This is a genomic window from Kitasatospora sp. NPDC048239, from assembly GCF_043202015.1.
GTDB lineage: Bacteria > Actinomycetota > Actinomycetes > Streptomycetales > Streptomycetaceae > Kitasatospora.
The window spans coordinates 260,924-279,673 of record NZ_JBICZP010000009.1; the positions used below are offsets into that span (position 1 = coordinate 260,924).

Consider the following 18,750-nt stretch of genomic DNA (forward strand, 5'->3'; position numbering starts at 1 on the left):
GCCCCGGCTGGACTTGGGGGCGGCGCGGGCGCCCACAGCCCGCCCCGGGCGCGGGGGGGCCCCCGGACGGGCCGCGGGGCGGGGCCACCGCCGTATCCGGGGCACCCGCCGGAGGCGAGGCCCTAGCGGGTGGCGGACCGCTGCTGCTGCTCGACCCGCTGAGCCGCCTTGCGGCGGTCCGGCGCCTGGACGTCGACGGTGGTGCCGGCGCCCGAGCCCGGTGCCTCGGACCAGCCGCGGATCCGGTCGGCGACCGCCTTCAGCCGCGCGTCGCCCGGCGGGACGGCCAGGTAGAAGAGGCCCTCGTCCACGTGCTTGTCGTCGCCGCCCCAGGCGACCACGCCGTCGAGCTCGGCGAGGATGTCACGGATGACCTGCAGCTCGTACGGCAGGTACCCGCCCTGGACCCCCGGCGGGAAGCTGCCCGGCCGCAGGGCCACGGCCGTGCCGGAGGCCAGGTTGCTCTCGGCGAGCGCGGAGGAGCGGATGCCCTCCGGGCTGCGCCAGCCGGCCACCTCCTCGGCCCGGAGCTCGGCGACCTCGTAGTGGTAGCGCCGCGCCAGGTGGACCAGCACCGTCTCCACCTGGCCGATCCGGACGGCGAGCCGTGCGGTCGTCCCGGGCAGCGGACGCGTCCAGACCGCCCCGCCCGCGTCCACCGCGTTCTCCATCCGCCAACCGTTGGCCGAGGTCCGGGCGTTGCGCACGCCCGGCTGCGGCGCCGCGCCGGCCTGGGCCCGGTCGGCCGCCGCCCCCGTCCGCGGCGCGGCCGCGGCGGGTTGGGCCGACACGGCACCCGCACCGGCGACGAGCAGCCCGGTGGCCGCCGTCCCCTTGAGAACGCCGCGCCGCGAGATCTCCGATGACACTTCTTTCACCCTCCCGGAATCACTGTTCAGAACCGGACCGGCGCTTCCCGCGCGCCGGGCCGTGGCCGCTCGCGGGCCGCCTGGATCAGAGGCCGCGCTGCGGCGCAAAGTACTTCTCCAGCGTGCGGTAGAGGCCGGTCACCCGGCGGCCGTACTCGTCGGCCTTCGGGCCGGTGCCGTTGTAGCGGGCCAGCAGCCGCTCGACGTCCGCCTCGCCGGTCTCCGTGGTCGGCCGGCCCAGGCCGAGCCGGGCGGCGTTGTAGAGCGTCAGGTAGGCGACGGTGGCGATGTTGTACTGCTGGTCGTCGTGCAGCTTGTTCCAGACGGCCGCGCGGTCCTTGTCCTGGGCGAGCCGGCCGCCGTTGATGACACCCTGGTCGATGCAGTGGTTGCGAGCGTCGATCGCCTCCGCGGCGAGGATCCGGCCGAGGCCGGTGGCGGAGTCGGCCTTCGTGCCGCGCCGGACGGCGTCGTCCGCGGCCGCGTCCAGGCCGTCGAACCTGCGGATCTCCCACAGCATTGGTGCCTGGAGGAGCGCCTTGCGGACGTTCAGGGTGCGGGCGAGCCGGGTGAACAGCCAGTCGTAGGCGAGGACCGCGTCCAGCGCCTGGCTCGTGGAGTTGGCGAAGGTCGTCGTGGTGTCCTCGTCGAGGATGCCGGAGCCGCCGCTCTCGGGGACGCCGAGGCCCTCCAGGTACTGCTGGACGTCCTTGAGCAGGGCGCCCTTCTGCGCGACGGCGAACTCGACGTCCGGGCGGGCGGGGCCGGTGCCCGGGTCCACGCCGTCCTGGCCGAGGTCGCGGCCGGAGGCGATGTTGTTGTCGATCTCGATCGCGCCGTCCCCGGTGCCGACGGTGATCGTGGCGATCTGGTCGAACGCCCAGTTCGTCGGCATCGGGTAGCCGAGGTTCCCCGAGAAGCCCACCGACATGTCGGAGACGAAGCTGGTGCCGGCGTAGCCCACGGCGCTCACCCGGGAGCAGGCGTTGCGCGGGCCGTAGATGCCCACCTCGTAGCGGGAGTTCTCCCGGATGGTCTCGAAGACGCCGCGGAAGTGCGGGATCACGCTGTCGGTGATCTGCTGGTCCAGCGCGTCGAAGTCCACCGCGAAGTAGATCCGGGTGCCGTCGCGGAACCCGTGGAAGCGGGCCCACTCGATGGCGGCGAAGGCGTCGGACCGGCCCTGGTCGTAGGTGAAGTAGCTCGCCGAGCCGCCCCAGGTCTGGTAGATCGGGAAGACCCGCAGCCCCTTGGAGAAGATCACCGCCAGCTCGCCGGGCTGGATCATCTTGTTGAGCGAGGTGTTCGGCACGTTGCACAGGTAGCGGCCGACGGTCTGGTACCCGGCGGCGACCAGCGAGTCCGCCCGGGCCGGCGTGACCTGGCTGACGCAGTCGAACGCCGTCCCCTTGCGGGTCGTGTCACCGCTGGAGGCCAGCAGCGAGGCCCAGGTCTGGAAGTCGCCGCGTCCGGTCACCGGCAGCTTGACGAAGGACTGGAACTCGGCGGTCTGGGAGGCCAGGATCGCGTTGAAGGTGCTGTTGAAGTTCACCCCGGTGCGCCGGTTGAACACCATCGCGGCGGTGAACAGCTGGACCCAGGTGCCGGTGGAGCCGACCTTGACCGTGTTGTTCCGCACGCCGGCCTGGGTGCCGGGGCCGAAGACCCCGTTGGCGACGTCGTCGCTCATGCCGATCTCGTACTGGACCGCGAACATCAGCGCCCGCTGGACGTCCCGCGAGTAGATGCCGTCACAGGGGACGACGAAGAAGTTGCGCCGGCCGACGTACTTGCCGTTCATCCACTGCTGGATGGAGCGCACGGCCTCGCTGCCGGAGCCGGTGACCGCGTAGGCGTCCATGTTCAGCAGCGCCTTGAACAGCTTGGGCACCATGGCATCGCCCGGGAAGGCCCCGGCCACGCCCGCGTCCGCCTTCAGCCTGCGCACCGCGGCCGCCACCCGGTCGCTGTACACGCCGTCGAGGCCGCCGCCGTCGTAGCCCTTGCAGTACAGGCCGGCCTGGACGATCCGCACGACGTTGGCCGGCTGGGTGCCGGTCCGGTCGATGGACGGCCACTTGCCCTGCAGGGTGGAGAGCGTGGTCGGCCCGAAACTGTCGGAGAGCGCGGTGATGCCCAGCTCGTACTGGAGTGCGCGGGTCAGCGCGTACATCAGCGGCCAGCCGGTCTTGCCGTCCTCGGGGACGGTGCCGATCCCGGCGACGCTCCCGTAGGTGGTGTTGATGAACCGCTGTGCCTGCCGCACCATTTCGTCTGCCAACGAGGCCCCCTCGATCGTGAACGTCTTCGGTGGAGGCGCGGGCCGCAGCGCATGCGGACCATACGTCAGGAGAACCGTTCGTACCGGCCCTGATCTTCCCCCGCCGCGCAGCCTAACAGTGTCCCCGTCGGCGCCCGGAAGTCCCTTGGGTGAATCGTTTCGCCTGCTCCGCGGCCCCCGCACGCCCCGCAGGCCCGGGCCGGAGCGATCGCTCCGGTCCGGGCCTGCGGGGATGTGTGGTTCAGCCTTCGGTGGTGTGGTTCAGCCCTCGGTCGTGGGCTGGTCCTGCTGGTCCTGCCGCTGGGGCTGCTCCTGCTGGTTCTGGGCCTGCTGGGTCTGCTGCGGCTGCTGGGACTGCTGGTTGCGCGGACGGCCGGGCTGCTGCGAGTTGCCGCCGCCGGGGCGGGTCGGGCCCGCGCCGGGTGAGCTCGGACCGCCGCTGGGCGAGCCGGTGCCGCCGCTCGGGCTCGCGGTCGGGTCCTTCTTGGGCGGCGGGTCCGGGATGTAGACGGTGTTGAACCTGGCCTCGGGCATGTCCCGCACCGCCCGGCTCATCGCCATCTGCCAGATCGGGCCGGGCCCGGTGGCGCCGAAGATCTCCGCGGAGTAGACGCCGCCGATCCGGATGTTCTTCATCGGCACACCGCCGGCCGGACCGCCGAGCCAGACCGAGGCGGCCAGGTTCGCGGTGTAGCCGCTGAACCAGGCGGACTTCTTCTCGTCGGTGGTACCGGTCTTGCCGGCGATCTGCCGGTCGTCGTCGAGGCCGAGGTCCCGTGCGGTACCGCCCTTCTCGGTCACCCCGAGCAGCACGGTGTTGATCACGTCGGCGGTGTTCTCGGACATCGCCTGGCTGCACCTGGGGGGCGACACCGGCACGTCCTGGCCGGCCACCGTGACGATCCGGTTGATCGCGACCGGCGCGCAGTAGGTGCCCCGGGCGGCGAAGGTCGCGTACACGTTCGCCATCACCAGCGGGCTGACCTCCTGGGTGCCCAGGCCCAGCGCCGGGAGCTCCTGGAGCGGGGCCCCGCTGGCCTTGCCCGCGACACCCAGCTTGTTGGCCATCTGCTTGACCGCGCAGAGCCCGATCTCCTGCTCCATCTGCACGAAGTAGGTGTTGACCGAGAGCGCCATCGCCTGCTTGAGGTCGTAGGGGCCGTTCTCGCTCGCCGACTCGTTGGGGATCGAGCCGCCCTTCTTCCCCTTCTCGAGGTTCTTCCAGGTGCCGTCGCAGGTCTTCGTCGTCGGCCAGTCCATCCGGTTGGGCGCCGGGTACAGCTGGGTGGCCGGCAGCCCGGCCTCCAGTGCGGCGGCGGCCACGATCGGCTTGAAGTTGGAGCCCGGCTGGAAGCCGTTGCCGCCGCCCATCGCCGCGTCCACGTTGTAGTTGACGACGGTCTGGTTCTTGTCCTTGTCCAGGCCGTACGGGCGGGTCTGGGCCATCGCCAGGATCTTGCCGCTGCCCGGCTCGACCATCGTCATCGCCGCCGAGACCGGGTCGGTGACGAACACCTTCCTGGTCACCGCCTCCTGGGCGGCGGCCTGCTTGCCCGGGTCCAGGGTGGTGTAGACGTTCAGACCGCCCTGGTCCCACAGCTTCTTGCGCTCGGCCGCCGTCTTGCCGAACACCGGGTCCTGCTTGACCACATGGCGCACGTAGTCGCAGAAGAAGCCCATCCCGGCGTTGGCGGTGATGCAGCCGTTCTGCGGCTCCTTGTACTTCAGACCCAGCGGGGTGGCCTTCGCCTCCCTCGCCTGCTCCGCGGTGATGTGCTTGTTCTCCACCATCTTGTCGATGACGGTGTCCCGGCGCTTCTGGGCGGCGACCGGGTGCAGCTTCGGGTCGTACTGCGACGGGTTCTGCACCAGGCCGGCGAGCATCGCGGCCTCGGGCAGGTTGAGGTCCTTGGCGTCCTTGCTGAAGTACCGCTGGGAGGCCGCCTGGATGCCGTACGCCTGGTGGCCGTAGAAGGTGATGTTCAGGTAGTTGGTGAGGATCTGATCCTTCGTCAGGTCCTCCTCCAGCTTGATGGCGTACTTGAGCTCCTGGATCTTGCGGCCCAGGGTCTTGCGCTGGGCGTCCAGCACGGCCTGCGGATCGTCGCCGGCCTTCTCGACGTTGACGTTCTTCACGTACTGCTGGGTGAGGGTGGACGCGCCCTGGACGGTCGCGCCGCTCTCGGCGTTCTTGGTGATGGCCCGCAGGACGCCCTTGAGGTCGATCGCGCCGTGCTCGTAGAAGCGGGCGTCCTCGATGTCCACCTGCGCCTGGCGGATCAGCGGCGCCATCTGGTCGGCGGGCAGGACGGTGCGGTCACGCTCGTAGACCTTGGCGATCAGGCCGCCGCTGGCATCGAAGATCTGGGTCGCCTGGGTGAGCGGCGGGGCCTTGAAGTCGTCCGGGACGCTCTCGAAGCTCTCGGCGCCGCTCTTCGCGCCGAGCCCCAGCGCGCCGGCCGCCGGCAGGGCCACACCTGCCAGCAGGACGCCCGCCAGCGTGCTGTAGCCGAGGAACTTCAATCCGTGGCCCACCATGCCCAACGGGGTCTCGCGGCGCCGGGGGCGCGGGACCCAGGTGTCGCCCGGGTCCGAGGCAGGTATGCGGCTCTTCGGTGACATAACCGGAACACTACGTCCACGAAAACCGTGCTTGGGACGGGTGTTCGCCAAGCTTTGTCACAAATCGGCGACAGATTCACCTCGTCAGGACACCTCGGACACCTGGCCGATGGGCGACCCTCCAGCCGAAAGGGTCGTTCGCCTACGGCCGTTCACGAGCGGCCAACCCGTCGCGGGCGGCGCCCCGGCCCGACCAGCGCGCCAGTCCGGGCGCCAGTCCGGGTGGCGACTCAGCACGGGCGGCGGTCCGGTCCGGACGGCGGCTCAGCCCGAGCGGCGCTTGCGGCGCAGGCTGAACACCGCGGCTCCGACGCCGAGTACGACCAGCAGCCCCACGCCGCCGCTCGACGGGCCGATGCCCGACGCGCCGCCGGACGCAGACGGCGGCGCGTCGTCGGCCACCGACGGGGACGCCCCGGCGGGAGCGGAGGACCCGGTCCCCGGGGCGGGGGCCGGCGCCGGCGCGGTGGACGGCGGGACGGTGTCGGGGAGTTGGTCGTTGTCCAGCGGCGCCCGCCAGACCGGGCTGTCCTTGCCCTCGCTGCCGTACAGCAGCGCCCGCCCGTCGGCGGTGAAGGTGACGGACTCCCCCTGCCGCTGCAACGGGGCGGAGAGCTGGGCGGGTTGGGCGGGCGCGTCGCCCTGCCAGCGGCACAGGGTGGCCCCGAAGTACCCGCGCAGCACCAGGCGCGTGCCGTCCGGGGAGAAGGCCCCGTCGGTGGTCCAGGGCACGTCGGCGACCCGGTGGAAGGTGTTGACGCCACCGGTGGAGAGCTTCTCCGGACCCTGGTAGAGGCTGCCACCGCCCTGCTTCTTGCTGGCGATGTAGGCCCGGCCGGTGACCGGGTGGATCATCAGCGCCTCGGCGTCCCGTGGCCCGTCCTCGTAGCGCACCCGGTAGCGGGCCACGTCCACGGTCTGGTCGCGCAGTTCGGCGGGCTCGGCGAAGGCGTAGATCCAGACCTCCGGCCACTTCCCGCCCAGGTTGTCGCCGATGTCCCCGAGGTAGAGCCGCCCGTCGGGGCCCAGCGAGATCGCCTCGACGTCGCGCGGCTGCACGCCGCGCAGCGTGACGGTGGCGACGGTACGGCCCTGCGAGTCGACGGCGTAGACGTACGGACCGTCGTCGCTGTCGTTGTGCGTCCAGTAGACGCCGGGGTGGGAGCGGCTCGCCGCGAGGCCGCTGGACTCGGTGATGCGCGGGTCGCCGATGGTGAACAGCTGGCCCGCGGGGTCGGCCGCGCGGGCGGGCGGCGCGACCGTGAGGGTGGTGGCGGTGGTGGCGAGGCAGGCCAGCAGCAGCGCCGCCGCCCGTCCGACCGACCTCTGACCTGCTTCCGTTCGCATCCTCAGCACCCGTCGATCCTCCCACGGCGGCCGGACGGGGCGGCCGGACGCCGGGCAGGGGGCGACGGGCGGGGTGCCGGAGAACGGGGGGTTCGGCGATTTTCGTCATCTTGACGAGATCAGTCGCCACCTAATATCGTCCGAGTGACGAAAAGGGGTGGTCATCATGGCCGACATCACCAGGCGCTTCGGACTGCGCCACCTGCGCGCCGTTCCCACCGCGCACATCCGCCACCTGCGCCGCGGCAAGGTCGCCCACGACGGCACCGGACTGGCCTTCTGGTTCCGCCCGCTCACCGCCGCGCTCTCCGAGGTGCCGGTGGACGACCGCGAGCTCGCCATGCTCTTCCACGCCCGCACCTCCGACTTCCAGGACGTCACCGTCCAGGCGACCCTCACCTACCGGATCACCGAACCGGCCGTCGCCGCCGCCCGGGTGGACTTCGGCATCGACCCCGACACCGGTGCCTGGCGGTCCGCCCCGCTGGACCAGCTGGCCACCCTGCTCACCGAGACCGCCCAGCAGCACGCGCTCGGTCTGCTCGCCCGCACCACGCTCGCCGCCGCCCTGGTCGACGGCGTCAGCGCGGTACGCGAGCGGATGGCCGACGGGCTCGCCGCGGAACCCCGGATCACCGAGACCGGGCTCGCCGTGATCGCCGTCCGGGTGGTCGCCCTGCGGCCCGAGCCCGAGGTCGAGCGCGCCCTGCGCACCCCCGCCCGCGAACTGGTCCAGCAGGAGGCGGACCGGGCCACCTTCGAGCGCCGCGCGGTGGCCGTCGAGCACGAGCGCGGGATCGCCGAGAACGAACTCGCCAACAAGATCGAGCTGGCTCGGCGGGAGAAGCAGCTGATCACCCAGCAGGGTGCCAACAGCCGCCTTCAGGCCGAGGACGAGGCGGTGGCCGACCGGGTCCGCGCCGAGGCCGAGGCGGAGCGCCGCACCCGGCTCGCCACCGCGGAGGCGGAGGCCTCCCGCGCCCTCGGCGACGCCCGCGCTGCCGCCGAGGCCGCCTGGCTGACCGCCCACCAGCAGGCCGACCCGGCCGTCCTTCGGGCACTCGCCCTGATGCGGCTGGCCGAGCACCTGCCCCGGATCGACAGCGTCACCCTCACCCCCGACCTGGTGACCGGGCTGCTGGCGAAGCTCTCCGGCGCGGCGGGTGGGCAGTGACCCTCACCCCCCGGGCGGTCCTGGTCCGGCGCCGCACCGAGTACGAGGAGCTGCTCGCCCACCACGGCACGCCCGGCCAGGCCGCCTTCTTCCTCTCCTCCCGGGGCCGGTCCGCCGACGAGGTGGAGCAGCGCCACCACCGGCAGGCGGACGCCCTGGCCCGGGCGGCGGCGGCCGTCCCGCTGGACTGGCGGCGGACCAGGGTCGAGCGGTCCGACCTGCCGCGGTTCCTGTTCGAGCCCGAGGACGTGGTGGTCGTGGTCGGCCAGGACGGGCTGGTCGCCAACGTCGCCAAGTACCTGGACGGCCAGCCGGTGATCGGCGTGGACGCCGACCCGGGCCGCAACCCGGGCGTGCTGGTCCGGCACCGCGCCGAGGCCCTGCCCGCCCTGCTCCCGGCCGCGGTCGCGCGCAGCGGCGCCCGGCACCTGGAGGAGCGCACGATGGTCGAGGCCGTGGCCGACGACACGCAGCGGCTGCTGGCGCTGAACGAGGTGTACATCGGGCAGCCCGGGCACCAGACGGCGCGCTACCGGCTGGCCGTGGACGGTTCGGCGGCCGAGCCACAGGCCTCGTCCGGAGTACTGGTCGGCACCGGGACGGGTGCCACCGGCTGGTGCCGCTCCACCTGGCTGGAGCGCGGCGGTCCGATCGACCTTCCCTCGCCGTCGGCGCCGGCGCTCGGCTGGTTCGTCCGCGAGGCCTGGCCCTCCCCCGCGACCGGCACCTCCCGGGTGCACGGCCGGCTCGACGGCGGGCAGCGGCTGGTCCTGACCGTCGAGTCCGAGCGGCTGGTCGCCTTCGGGGACGGCATCGAGGCGGACGCGCTGGAGCTGACCTGGGGGCAGAGCGTCCGGGTGGGCGTGGCCGAGACCCGGCTGCGGCTGCTGGGCTGACTCCGGGTCCGTCGGAGCCGGGCCCGGTCCACCCGTCCGGGCAGGACCGTTCAGAGCAGGACCCGTCGGGGCAGGGCCCGTCGGAGCAGGGCCCGTCGGGGCCGGACCCGTCAGAGCAGGGTCAGGATGCGCGGGCCGTCCTCGGTGATGGCCACGGTGTGCTCGACGTGCGCGGCCCGGCTGCCGTCGACGGTGCGCAGCGTCCAGCCGTCCGGGTCGGTGTGGTAGTCGTCCCGGCCGCCGGCCATGAGCATCGGCTCGATCGCGAGCACCAGTCCGGGCCGCAGCGGGTAGCCCCGGCCCGGGCGGCCCTCGTTGGGCACGTGCGGGTCCTCGTGCATCCGCCGTCCGATGCCGTGCCCGCCGAAGCCTTCGGGCAGCCCGTGGCGGGCACCGCGCGCGACGGCGCCGATCGCGTGCCCGATGTCCCCGATCCGGTTGCCGACCACGGCCGCGGCGATCCCGGCGTCGAGCGCCCGGCGGGTGGCGTCGATCAGCTCGGCGTCCCCCGGCTTCGGGGCTCCGACGGTGAAGCTGACCGCCGCGTCGCCCGCCCAGCCGTCGAGCACGGCGCCGCAGTCGATGCTGACCAGGTCCCCGTCACCCAGCCGGTAGCCGTCGGGGATGCCGTGCACCACGGCGTCGTTCACGGAGGCGCAGATGACCGCCGGGAACGGCACCGGCGCGAAGGCCGGGCGGTACCCGAGGAACGGGGACGACGCCCCGGCCGCCCGCAGCACCCCGCGCGCCACCTCGTCCAGCTCCAGCAGGCTCACCCCCACGGCGGCCGCCTCCTCCACCGCGGCCAGGGCCTGCGCCACCACCCGCCCGGCCTCGCGCATCGCCGCCAGCGCCGCGTCCGACTTGAGTTCCACCACGACTGCACTCCCTCACCCCGCACAACCAATTCTTATACCGGTATATCTATCACGGTCTCGGCGGTATTAGTATCGGGGCATGGTGAGGACCCCACTGACCCCCTGGGAGCGCGAACGCGGCGAGCGCTTCGGCGCGCTGCTACGCGAGGCGCGCGGCGAGCGCAGCATGGTCGAGGTGGCGGCCGCGGCCGGCGTCTCGGCGGAGACCCTGCGCAAGATCGAGACCGGCCGGGCTCCGACACCGGCCTTCTTCACCATCGCCGCGCTGGCCTTCGCCCTCGGCCTCTCCCTCGACAGCCTCGCCACCGCGGTCGCCGCCGCCGACCCCACCGAGGACGGCCGGGCGCTCTCCGCCTAGATGATCAATTCCAAGGGGTCGTTGGACGGTCGTAGGCAGTTTCGCTTCGTCGGATCGGTCTGCGAGAGTTTGGCCATGAGTGACGTTGTTATCCGTCGGGCCGAGTCCGATGACGCGACCGCGCTGGCAGCCATGCGCTGGCGGTTCAAGGTGGAGGACGGCGGAGATGAAGTCCCGCAGAACGAAGAGGAGTTCACCGCCGAGTGCGAGCAGTGGCTGCGTTCCCGGATGGTCGGGCCGTGGCGTGCCTGGGTTGCGGAAGTGGGCGGTCGGCCCTGTGGTCACGTGTTCGTGTGTCTTGTGGAGAAGGTCCCCAGTCCCTACCCGGGTTCCGACGCCCTGGGCTACGTGACGAACTTCTACGTCGCCCCTGAACAGCGCAATCGCGGTCTGGGCAGGGCCCTGCTCGACGAGGCCACCGGCTATGCGCGCGTTCGCGGCCTGGATACGTTGATCGTGTGGCCGTCTGAGCGCAGTGCGCCGCTGTACCGGCGCTGCGGATTCGACGGACCGGACGAACTCCTCGAACAGCCCGTCGCGCCCAGCTGAGCGAAGTTCTCGCAGTGACTGCGCGGACGATGCGAGGGCGCCCAAGGTCAGTCTGTGACGAACGACCTGGACACCCTCGCGACCGCACTCTACGTGCAAACCGATGACCTGCTGAAAGACTCGCTACAGTTCGCCCCGCAGCGTCCGGCCGTGGGTATTGCTCCGCAGCTCAGCGCCGCCGAGCTGGTAGCGCCGGCGATGATGCAGGCGATGCTCGGTTTCACCTCCGAGGCCCGCTGGCTGCGCCACGCCGGCGCCCACCTGCGCCACCTCTTTCCGTACCTGCCCCAGCAGCCCGGCTACAACAAGCGGCTGCGCAAGGCCGCCGACCTGATCCGCCGGGTCACCCGGGCACTGGCCCGCGACACCACACTGTGGAGCGACGACGTGTGGGTAGCGGACTCCACGCCCGTCGAGTGCGGGCGCTCCCGAGAGACCGTCAAACGCTCCGACCTGGCCGGATGGGCCCAGTACGGCTACTGCGCCAGCCACTCGAGCTACTTCTGGGGACTGCGGCTGCATCTGGTCTGCACCCTTCACGGCCTGCCGATCGCGTTCGCACTCACCGGGGCCAAGGCAGACGAGCGCGAGACCCTGCTCGACCTGGAAGTCAGTTCTCCGTTGGCGCCGGGGCCTTCGTCGGGGCCTTCGCCGGGTCGGCCAGGTGCTCGGGTTCGAGGACGAAGACCGGGATCACACGGTCGACCGCCTTCTGCTGGTACTCGGCGTACGGCGGATACGCCGCGACCGCGCGCTGCCACCACTGGGCCTTCTCGTCCCCGGTGAGCTCACGGGCCGTCATGCCCTGCCGTTCGGGGCCGTCCTGGAGGTCCACCTGCGGCTCGGCCTTGAGGTTGAAGTACCAGTCCGGGTGGCGCGGGTGGCCGCCCTTCGAGGCCACCGCCGCGTACCGTCCCTCGTGCTCCACCCGCATCAGCGGAATCTTGTGGATCCTGCCGCTCTTCGCTCCGCGCATCGTGACGATGACGACCGGCAGGCCCGTGTCCCAGAGCGTTGTGCCCTGCGTGCCGCCCGAACTCTCGTACAGCTCGACCTGGTCGCGCACCCACTGCGCCGGACTCGGCTCGTACTCGCCCTCAAGAGGCATCGCGTTCACCCTGCTGCCGTGTAGGGATTGTGTCGGAACAGTCCAACACAGGCCCCGCCCGAAAGGGGAGACCGCCGTTCCCGCCCTGCCGACGACTTCACGTGTGAGGGCGGGGTTCCGGGGTCGCACCCGGCCCGCGTCTCCACAGGTCAGGGCATTGATCCAGCTGTGGCTGGCCTGACAGGATGAGCGGATGACCGAGCGGAGCGGGCCTGCTGGCGTTGCTGCACGAGCTCGATGGCCGTCGTCTGCGTGAGCAGGTTCGGCTCACTGGCGCTGGTCCGTGCGGACAACCCGGGCGCCCTCCTCGGAACGGATGATGCCCAGGCCGAGGGCGAGCTGGACGGCGCCGACCTTGCAAAGGTCAACCGGGCGTCGGCCGAGCTCGGCCATGTGGTGATTGCCGAGGAACTACTGGAGTGCGACTACCGAGCGCCGGGCCGACTGCCCTCACATGTTCGGCAGCCCGCCTGGTGGGCCCGCTTCTTCGGCACTTTCTGACGTCTGGGACCCCCTGGGCCCGCAGGCCATTCGAGCAGGGAGGCGGCGGCTGGGCGGATGGTCCTGGTCCGGTGAGAGAAACGAGGCCGGGTGCGGCTGAACGGCTGGCCGGTGGGGGCGGTCAGCCGTTCAGGGGGCGCCGGCGGGGTCAGGCGGTGATGCCGCCGTCGAGGACGAGGTCGGCGCCGACGGTGAAGGCGGCCTCTGGGGACGCCAGGTGGAGGACGGCCGCGGCGATCTCCTCGGGGGCTCCGGCGCGGCCGGCGGGGACGCCGGACTTCATCCGGTCGGCCTTGTCGGCGGCGTTCTCGCCGGGGCGGGTGGACATCGTGGTCTCCACCGGGCCCGGGCTGACGGAGTTGATGCGGACGCCCTCGCCGATGTGGTCGCGGGCGGCGCTGCGGGTCAGGGTGGCGACGGCCGCCTTGCTGACGGCGTAGGCGCCGAGGCCGGACATGCGCATGTGGGTGCCGAGGTTGGAGGAGAGGTTGACGATGGCGCCACCGCCGTTGGCCCGCATGTGGGCGATCTGGTGCTTCATCGCGAGGAAGGTCCCGGTGACGTTGATGTCGATCACCCGCTGCCAGTCGTCCTCGTCGAGGTCCGCGATCGGTGCGGGGGTGCCGAGGATGCCCGCGTTGTTGACCGCGACGTCCAGGCCGCCGAAGGCCTCGACGGTCTCCCGGACCAGCCTGGCGGCGTCCTCGCCCTTGGACACGTCGGCGATCAGGGCGGCGGCCTTGCCGCCCGCCGCCTCGATGAGTGCGACCGTCTCGGCGAGCGGGCCTCCGGTGCGGCCGGCGACCGCGACCCGGGCTCCCTCCCGGGCGAAGGCGAGGGCGATCGCCCGGCCGATGCCGGTGCCGCCGCCGGTGACCAGGACGGACTTGTCGGCGAAGCGCGTGCTCATGCGGAGTACTCCTTGGTGTGGACGATCTGCGGGTGACGGGTGGTTCGGGACGCCGCGGCCACGGCCGCGGCGGTGAGGGCCAGCCCTGCGGCGGCCGCCGCGAAGGCGGTGGCGTAGCCGCCGACCACGGTCGGGCGGGTGGCCGCGAGCGCCATCAGGGCGGCCAGGCCGGTGGTGGGGCCGAGCTCCATGGCGGTGTTCAGTACGCCCGCCGCCAGGCCCGTGCGCTCGGCCGGCACACCGGCGGTGGCGAGGACCGCCGAGCCTGCGAAGGCCGGTCCGGCCCCGGCGGGCAGCAGGAGCAGGCCGGGGAGCAGCCCGGTGGTGTAGGGGGTGTCGGCCCTGAGGCCGGCGAGCAGTGCCAGGCCGGTCGCCGCGAGCAGCAGGCCCCCGGTGGTGACGGCGGCGGCACCGTAGCGGGTGGCCAGCGGTCCGGCGGCCCGGCCGGCCAGGAGCAGTGCCGCCGCGTACGGCAGGAAGGCCGCCGAGGTGGCCAACACGCTCCAGCCGCGGACCTGTTGGAGGTAGAGGGCGAGCAGGAGGAAGGCCAGTGCGGTGCCGGCGGCGGTCGCCATGACGGCGGCCAGGGCGGCGGCCCTGCGCCGGTCGGCGAGGAAGCCGGGCGGCAGCAGCGGGTCGGCGGTACGGCGCTCGGCGGCCGCGAAGGCGAGCAGTAGGGCGAGGCCGGCGGCGAGCGGTCCGAGGACGACGGGGTCGCTCCAGCGGTGCTCGCCGAAGCAGACCAGGCCGTAACTGGCCGCACAGATACCGGTGGTGGCGAGAACGGCGCCGCGCAGGTCGAGACCGGGACGGGTGCGGCCGGGCGGCGCCTCGGACGGACCACCGGGCGCAAGCGCGGCCGGGAGCGCGGCCGGGAGTCGGCGTCCGGCCAGGGCGAGCCCGGTGACGGCGACCAGCAGCGGTACGGCGAACAGCCAGCGCCAGGAGACCCAGGTGGTGACCACGCCGGAGAGCAGGTTTCCGGCGGTGGCACCGAGTACCGAGAGCCCTCCCCAGGTGGCCATCGCCCTTCGGTAGTCGGCGACTTGGGGGTGCAGTGCGCGGACCACCGCGACGGCGGCCGGGGCGGCGAGCGCGGCGCCGGTCCCCTGCGCGAAGCGGGTCGCGAGCAGGACGGGGAAGTCGGGGGCGGCGGCCGCGGCCACCGAGGCCGCCGCGAGCAGGGCGAGGCCGACCCGCAGGACGCGGCGCCCGCCGTGGCGGTCGGCGAGCCTGCCGCCGAGCAGCAGCAGGGAGCTGAAGGAGAGTCCGTAGGCCGCGCTGAGCAGCAGCACGCCGGACGGGCCGAGCCCGAACTCCCGGGCGACCAGGGGCAGCGGGACGGAGAGAATCATGATCGTGAAGATCAGCGTCGCCTGGACGCCGCCGAGCAGTGCGAAGCCTGGACGTAAAGCCATGGAACCCCCCTCACTATATTGACCGTTCGGTTCAGTATCGAGACAGCAGAAAGCGCCGGCCACCGCCCCCGCGGATCCTCAGGCCAGCAGCGTGAGCGCCTGCTCCGCGGCGTCGCGCACCCTGGCCGCGCCCTCGCCGGCCTTGCCGATCACCCGCAGCCCCTGCATCAGCACCAGCAGCATCCGGGCCAGCGCCCGCGGGTCGCGCCCGGCCGGCAGCTCGCCCTGCGCCTGCGCCCGGACCAGGGCCGCGGTGAGCACCGTCTCCAGGTGCCCCAGACTGGCCTCCACCCGCCGGGCCGAGTCCCGGTCGTGCGGGGCCAGCTCGACGGCCGTGTTGGTGACGAAGCAGCCGCGCTTCAACCCGTCCTCGGCGGCCTCCCGCGCGAAGCGGCGGACCAGCGCGCGGACGGCCGGCAGGACCGGCCCCGGCTGCGAGAGCTCGGCCAGCAGCACCGGGTTGGACTGCTCCGCATAGCGCTCCAGCGCCCGCAGGTACAGCTCGTGCTTACTGCCGAAGGTCGCGTAGATGCTGGCGCGGGCGATCCCGAGCCCCTCGACCAGGTCGGCCATCGAGGTCGCCTCGTAGCCGCGCCGCCAGAACAGCTCAAGAGCCGACTGGAGCACCGCGTCGGGGTCGAATTCCTTGGTCCGTGCCATGTCCTGAACCCTAGACCTATCTGGATCGATCGGTCAAGAAAGAATTGGACACCCCGGACCGGCACCGGACCGGCACCGGACCGCCCCCGCGCGGCCGCCGTCCGCACCAACCACTTCGGGGGCGATGAATCTGACGGAGTATTGTCAACCGACCCGAGTAAGGCTACCCTTACCCCACCCTCGCCCCCTCTCGCCCGTTTTTCCCCCACAGGAGGCGCTTCCCCCATGCCAGCACGCCCCATTCCGGCGGTCGACAACGCCCGCCCGGTGATCCTGACGGCCTTTCGGCTCGTCGTCGGACTGCTCTTCGCCTGCCACGGAGTCGCCTCGCTGTTCGGCGTACTCGGCGGCGCCAAGGGCGGCGGCTCCGTCCCGGTCGGCGAGTGGCCCGGCTGGTGGGCCGCCCTGATCCAACTCGTCGGCGGCATCCTGGTGCTGGTCGGCCTGGGCACCCGGACCGCCGCACTGCTCTGCTCGGGCTCGATGGCGTACGCGTACTTCTCCGTGCACCAGGAGCACGCGCTGATGCCGATTCAGAACGGCGGCGAGGCCTCGGCCATGTTCAGCTTCGCGTTCCTGGCGATCGCGGCGCTCGGCCCGGGGCCGTTCGCGCTGGAGCGGCTGCTGCCACGACGGGCCGGCGCCGACCTGGCCGGGCGGCCGGGGAGCTCCGAGCGCACCTCGCAGCCGACCCCGACGCGCTGACCGAAGCAACGCACCGACCTGCGCGCCGCCCCAACCGGCGCGCATCCGAAGGGGCGGGCCGGTCCACCGGCCCGCCCCCGACGCGTTTCAGCCCTCGACGCGTTCAGCCATCGACGCGTTCGACCGCCACGCGTTCAGCCCCGACGCTCCTCAGCCACCAACTCGCCTCAGTCCCCGGCGAGGTGGCGCTCCACCGAGGCCACCTTGGCGGTGAGACCGTCCGTCACCCCGGCCCGGTCGTCGATCTTGATCACCGTGCTGACCCGGTTGCCGTAGGCCTTCACCGCCTCGATCGCCTCCCGGATCACCGGCATCACCTCGTCCCACTCCCCCTCGATGCTGGTGAACATCGCATCCGTGCGGTTGGGCAGTCCGCTCGCCCGGACCACCCGGACGGCGGCGGCGACCGCCTCCCCGACTTCCTCACCGGCCCCCAGCGGGGTGACCGAAAACGCTGCGATCACGACTCCGTCGCTCCTCACTCCGTCGACACTGCCCGGCCCCGGCACCGGGACCGGCACCAAGACCTCGGCCGAACCCACGCTAGCCCGCACCCCCGCGCCGAGCGCCCTCACACCACCGTAGGCAGCGGCGGCTCGACCGCCAGCGGCGCGGTGCTCCGGGCCCGGTGCTGCGCGGCCCAGGAGGCGAGTGCGACCGTGCAGGCGTGGTCCAGGTGGCGCAGCCCCGACCGGTCCAACTCGACCGGGCGGTCCGCCGGGAGCCGCTCCAGCGCGTCCAGCAGCCGGGGCAGCCGCAGGAAGGTCGCGTTTCCGCTCAGCCGCACCCGCAGCACCCCGCCGGCCCCGTCGCCCTCGCCGGCCGGGGCCTCCTCCACGGCGATCTGCAGGTGCGAGGTCTGCCAGGCCGACTTGACGACGGCCAGGCCGATCCCGATCAGCACGCCCTCGAAGAGGTCGGTGGTGATGATGGCGACCGCCGTCACCCCGAGCACCACCGCCTCCCCCCGGTGCTCGCGGCAGAGCCCGACGATCCGCCGGACCGGGACGAGCTTGGCGCCCGCGTGCACCAGCACGGCGGCCAGCGCCGTCAGCGGGATCAGCCCGAGCGCTCCGGGCAGCAGGGCCGTGAACAGCAGCAGCCATGCCCCGTGCAGGGTGCGCGAGGCCTTGGTGCGCGCGCCCGCCTGGACGTTGGTGGCGCTGCGGACGATCACCGCCGTCATCGGCAGCGCGCCGAGCAGCCCGCAGAGGGTGTTCCCGATGCCCTGGGCGGTCAGCTCGCGGTCGTAGTCGGTGCGCGGGCCGTGGTGCATCCGGTCGACGGCGGCCGCGCTGAACAGGGTCTCGGCGGAGGCGATCAGGGTGAAGGCGAGGATGGTGCCCACGCCCGCCGTGCCGGCCAGCGCGCCGAGCGCGTCCCGGTCGGGCAGGGCGACCACGTCCAGCAGGCCGGAGACCCGGACCCGGGCCACCGGGAGGTCGGCGACGGCCGTGACGGCGGCCGCGATGCCGACGGCGGCCAGCGGTGCGGGCGCCGCCCGGGCGATTCGGGGCGGCAGGTACGTCCAGAGCACGAGCAGCAGCAGGGTGGCGATGCCGACGCCCACGGCGGCCGGGGCGGCCGCGCCGGTGGCGGCGTCGCGCAGCAGCGCGGGCAGCCCGGCGATCTTCTCGGGCCCGGTGGTCGGCGCCTTGCGGTCGGCGAGCGCGTACAACTGGCCGAACAGCAGGGTCAGGCCGATCCCGGCCAGCATGCCGTGCACCACGGAGGCCGACATGGCCCGGAACCAGCGGCCCAACCGTAAGGCACCCATCGCGAGTTGGAGCAGGCCGGTGGCGAGGACGAGGATGCCGAGGGCGCCGGCGCCGTACTCCTGCACGGCCTCGTAGACCAGCACGGTCAGTCCGGCTGCGGGGCCGCTGACCTGGAGGCTGCTGCCGGGCAGGGCGCCGACCAGCAGGCCGCCGACGATGCCGGTGACCAGTCCCAGTTCGGCCGGGACGCCGGAGGCGACGGCGACCCCGACGCAGAGCGGCAGGGCGACCAGGAAGACCACCAGCGAGGCCGGCAGGTCGTACCGCCAGGGGACGGCGCGCAGCGCGCGGACGGGGGCGCGGTGCCGGAGCAGGCGCGGGTGCAGGCCACGGCGGAGGCGGGCGCGGCCCGGCGGGGCGTTCTCGCGGGGGCCTCCGGGCGGGCTGTTGCTGGGGCGGCTCACCGGGCCACCGCCGGGGTGCGCAGGGACGGGCGGGAGAGACAGCGGGCGGGGTGGTCCATGGGTGCGTTCCTTCCGCGCACCCGCCGTGGCGGGCGCGCTGCTGCTGGGCACGGCGCGGTGGGCCGCACGGCGCGGGCGGCGACGGTGCGGCAACCGCCCGGGGATTCCGGGCGGGTCGGGCGACGGTGGGCCGGAGTCCGCGAGGGCCCGGGCAAGGGTGGGCCGGAGTCCGCGAGGGTCCGGGCGACGGTGGGCCGGAGTCCGCGAGGGTCCGGGCTCCCGCGGTGCGTGC

At 73.1% G+C, this 18,750-nt stretch carries 17 protein-coding genes and 1 pseudogene; 7 read left to right on the forward strand and 11 right to left on the reverse strand.

Features of this window, described 5'->3' with window-relative positions; translation table 11 throughout:
* Positions 1-122: 122 nt before the first annotated feature.
* The 4 genes from ACGFZP_RS24815 to ACGFZP_RS24830 all read right to left on the reverse strand — a co-directional run bounded on the left by ACGFZP_RS24815 (position 123) and on the right by ACGFZP_RS24830 (position 7,119).
* On the reverse strand, positions 123-869 hold the full coding sequence (locus ACGFZP_RS24815) for a hypothetical protein (RefSeq protein WP_392936830.1): 747 nt from the start codon (positions 867-869) through the stop codon (positions 123-125).
* A gap of 85 nt (positions 870-954) precedes the next feature.
* Complete coding sequence (locus ACGFZP_RS24820) at positions 955-3,150, reverse strand: glycoside hydrolase domain-containing protein (RefSeq protein ID WP_392936833.1); 2,196 nt, start codon at positions 3,148-3,150, stop codon at positions 955-957.
* 261 nt (positions 3,151-3,411) lie between these two features.
* Positions 3,412-5,772, reverse strand: a complete 2,361-nt coding sequence (locus ACGFZP_RS24825; RefSeq protein ID WP_392936835.1) for a transglycosylase domain-containing protein — start codon at positions 5,770-5,772, stop codon at positions 3,412-3,414.
* A gap of 264 nt (positions 5,773-6,036) precedes the next feature.
* The gene (locus tag ACGFZP_RS24830) at positions 6,037-7,119 is read right to left on the reverse strand and encodes a hypothetical protein (RefSeq protein ID WP_392936837.1); all 1,083 of its coding nucleotides are present in this window, start codon (positions 7,117-7,119) and stop codon (positions 6,037-6,039) included.
* Positions 7,120-7,285: 166 nt separating this feature from the next.
* Between ACGFZP_RS24830 and ACGFZP_RS24835 the strand changes: the two genes are divergently transcribed.
* Positions 7,286-8,293: an SPFH domain-containing protein gene (locus ACGFZP_RS24835; RefSeq protein ID WP_392936840.1), complete on the forward strand. Its 1,008-nt coding sequence runs from the start codon at positions 7,286-7,288 to the stop codon at positions 8,291-8,293.
* The gene (locus ACGFZP_RS24840; RefSeq protein WP_392936842.1) at positions 8,290-9,189 is read left to right on the forward strand and encodes a hypothetical protein; all 900 of its coding nucleotides are present in this window, start codon (positions 8,290-8,292) and stop codon (positions 9,187-9,189) included. Before ACGFZP_RS24835 ends, ACGFZP_RS24840 begins: the two co-directional genes overlap by 4 nt.
* 110 nt (positions 9,190-9,299) lie before the next feature.
* Here the strand turns inward: ACGFZP_RS24840 and map are convergent, their stop codons facing one another.
* Positions 9,300-10,067: a type I methionyl aminopeptidase gene (map, locus tag ACGFZP_RS24845; RefSeq protein WP_392936844.1), complete on the reverse strand. Its 768-nt coding sequence runs from the start codon at positions 10,065-10,067 to the stop codon at positions 9,300-9,302.
* 79 nt (positions 10,068-10,146) lie between these two features.
* On the opposite strand from map, the gene ACGFZP_RS24850 reads away from it, so the two are divergent.
* The 3 genes and pseudogenes from ACGFZP_RS24850 to ACGFZP_RS24860 form a co-directional block, all read left to right on the forward strand.
* The gene (locus ACGFZP_RS24850; RefSeq protein ID WP_392936847.1) at positions 10,147-10,425 is read left to right on the forward strand and encodes a helix-turn-helix domain-containing protein; all 279 of its coding nucleotides are present in this window, start codon (positions 10,147-10,149) and stop codon (positions 10,423-10,425) included.
* Positions 10,426-10,500: 75 nt separating this feature from the next.
* Positions 10,501-10,974, forward strand: coding sequence for a GNAT family N-acetyltransferase (locus tag ACGFZP_RS24855; protein WP_392936848.1), 474 nt, complete (start codon positions 10,501-10,503; stop codon positions 10,972-10,974).
* Between the two features lie 54 nt (positions 10,975-11,028).
* A pseudogene (locus ACGFZP_RS24860) lies at positions 11,029-11,595 on the forward strand (transposase); the annotation flags it as partial.
* On the opposite strand, the gene ACGFZP_RS24865 reads toward ACGFZP_RS24860, so the two are convergent.
* Complete coding sequence (locus ACGFZP_RS24865) at positions 11,585-12,082, reverse strand: nitroreductase family deazaflavin-dependent oxidoreductase (protein ID WP_392936850.1); 498 nt, start codon at positions 12,080-12,082, stop codon at positions 11,585-11,587. The pseudogene ACGFZP_RS24860 and the gene ACGFZP_RS24865 overlap by 11 nt on opposite strands.
* 237 nt (positions 12,083-12,319) lie before the next feature.
* Between ACGFZP_RS24865 and ACGFZP_RS24870 the strand changes: the two genes are divergently transcribed.
* Positions 12,320-12,583, forward strand: a complete 264-nt coding sequence (locus tag ACGFZP_RS24870) for a hypothetical protein (protein ID WP_392936852.1) — start codon at positions 12,320-12,322, stop codon at positions 12,581-12,583.
* Between the two features lie 148 nt (positions 12,584-12,731).
* Here ACGFZP_RS24870 and ACGFZP_RS24875 read toward each other — a convergent pair whose 3' ends face one another.
* The 3 genes from ACGFZP_RS24875 to ACGFZP_RS24885 all read right to left on the reverse strand — a co-directional run bounded on the left by ACGFZP_RS24875 (position 12,732) and on the right by ACGFZP_RS24885 (position 15,571).
* Positions 12,732-13,493: an SDR family NAD(P)-dependent oxidoreductase gene (locus ACGFZP_RS24875; RefSeq protein ID WP_392936855.1), complete on the reverse strand. Its 762-nt coding sequence runs from the start codon at positions 13,491-13,493 to the stop codon at positions 12,732-12,734.
* Positions 13,490-14,911: an MFS transporter gene (locus ACGFZP_RS24880; RefSeq protein ID WP_392936858.1), complete on the reverse strand. Its 1,422-nt coding sequence runs from the start codon at positions 14,909-14,911 to the stop codon at positions 13,490-13,492. The genes ACGFZP_RS24875 and ACGFZP_RS24880 overlap by 4 nt, the downstream gene beginning before the upstream one ends.
* A 78-nt stretch (positions 14,912-14,989) precedes the next feature.
* Entirely contained in the window at positions 14,990-15,571 is a 582-nt protein-coding gene (locus tag ACGFZP_RS24885; protein ID WP_392936859.1) for a TetR/AcrR family transcriptional regulator, read from the reverse strand.
* Positions 15,572-15,796: 225 nt separating this feature from the next.
* Between ACGFZP_RS24885 and ACGFZP_RS24890 the strand changes: the two genes are divergently transcribed.
* A complete protein-coding gene (locus tag ACGFZP_RS24890; protein ID WP_392936862.1) occupies positions 15,797-16,276 on the forward strand; it encodes a DoxX family protein in 480 nt (159 codons plus the stop codon).
* A gap of 167 nt (positions 16,277-16,443) precedes the next feature.
* Here ACGFZP_RS24890 and ACGFZP_RS24895 read toward each other — a convergent pair whose 3' ends face one another.
* Both ACGFZP_RS24895 and ACGFZP_RS24900 read right to left on the reverse strand, forming a co-directional pair.
* Positions 16,444-16,740, reverse strand: a complete 297-nt coding sequence (locus ACGFZP_RS24895) for an MTH1187 family thiamine-binding protein (RefSeq protein WP_392936864.1) — start codon at positions 16,738-16,740, stop codon at positions 16,444-16,446.
* 107 nt (positions 16,741-16,847) lie between these two features.
* Positions 16,848-18,380 carry a SulP family inorganic anion transporter gene (locus ACGFZP_RS24900; protein ID WP_392937010.1) on the reverse strand — a complete coding sequence of 511 codons (1,533 nt, stop codon included), beginning with the start codon at positions 18,378-18,380 and terminating at the stop codon, positions 16,848-16,850.
* Positions 18,381-18,750: the final 370 nt, after the last annotated feature.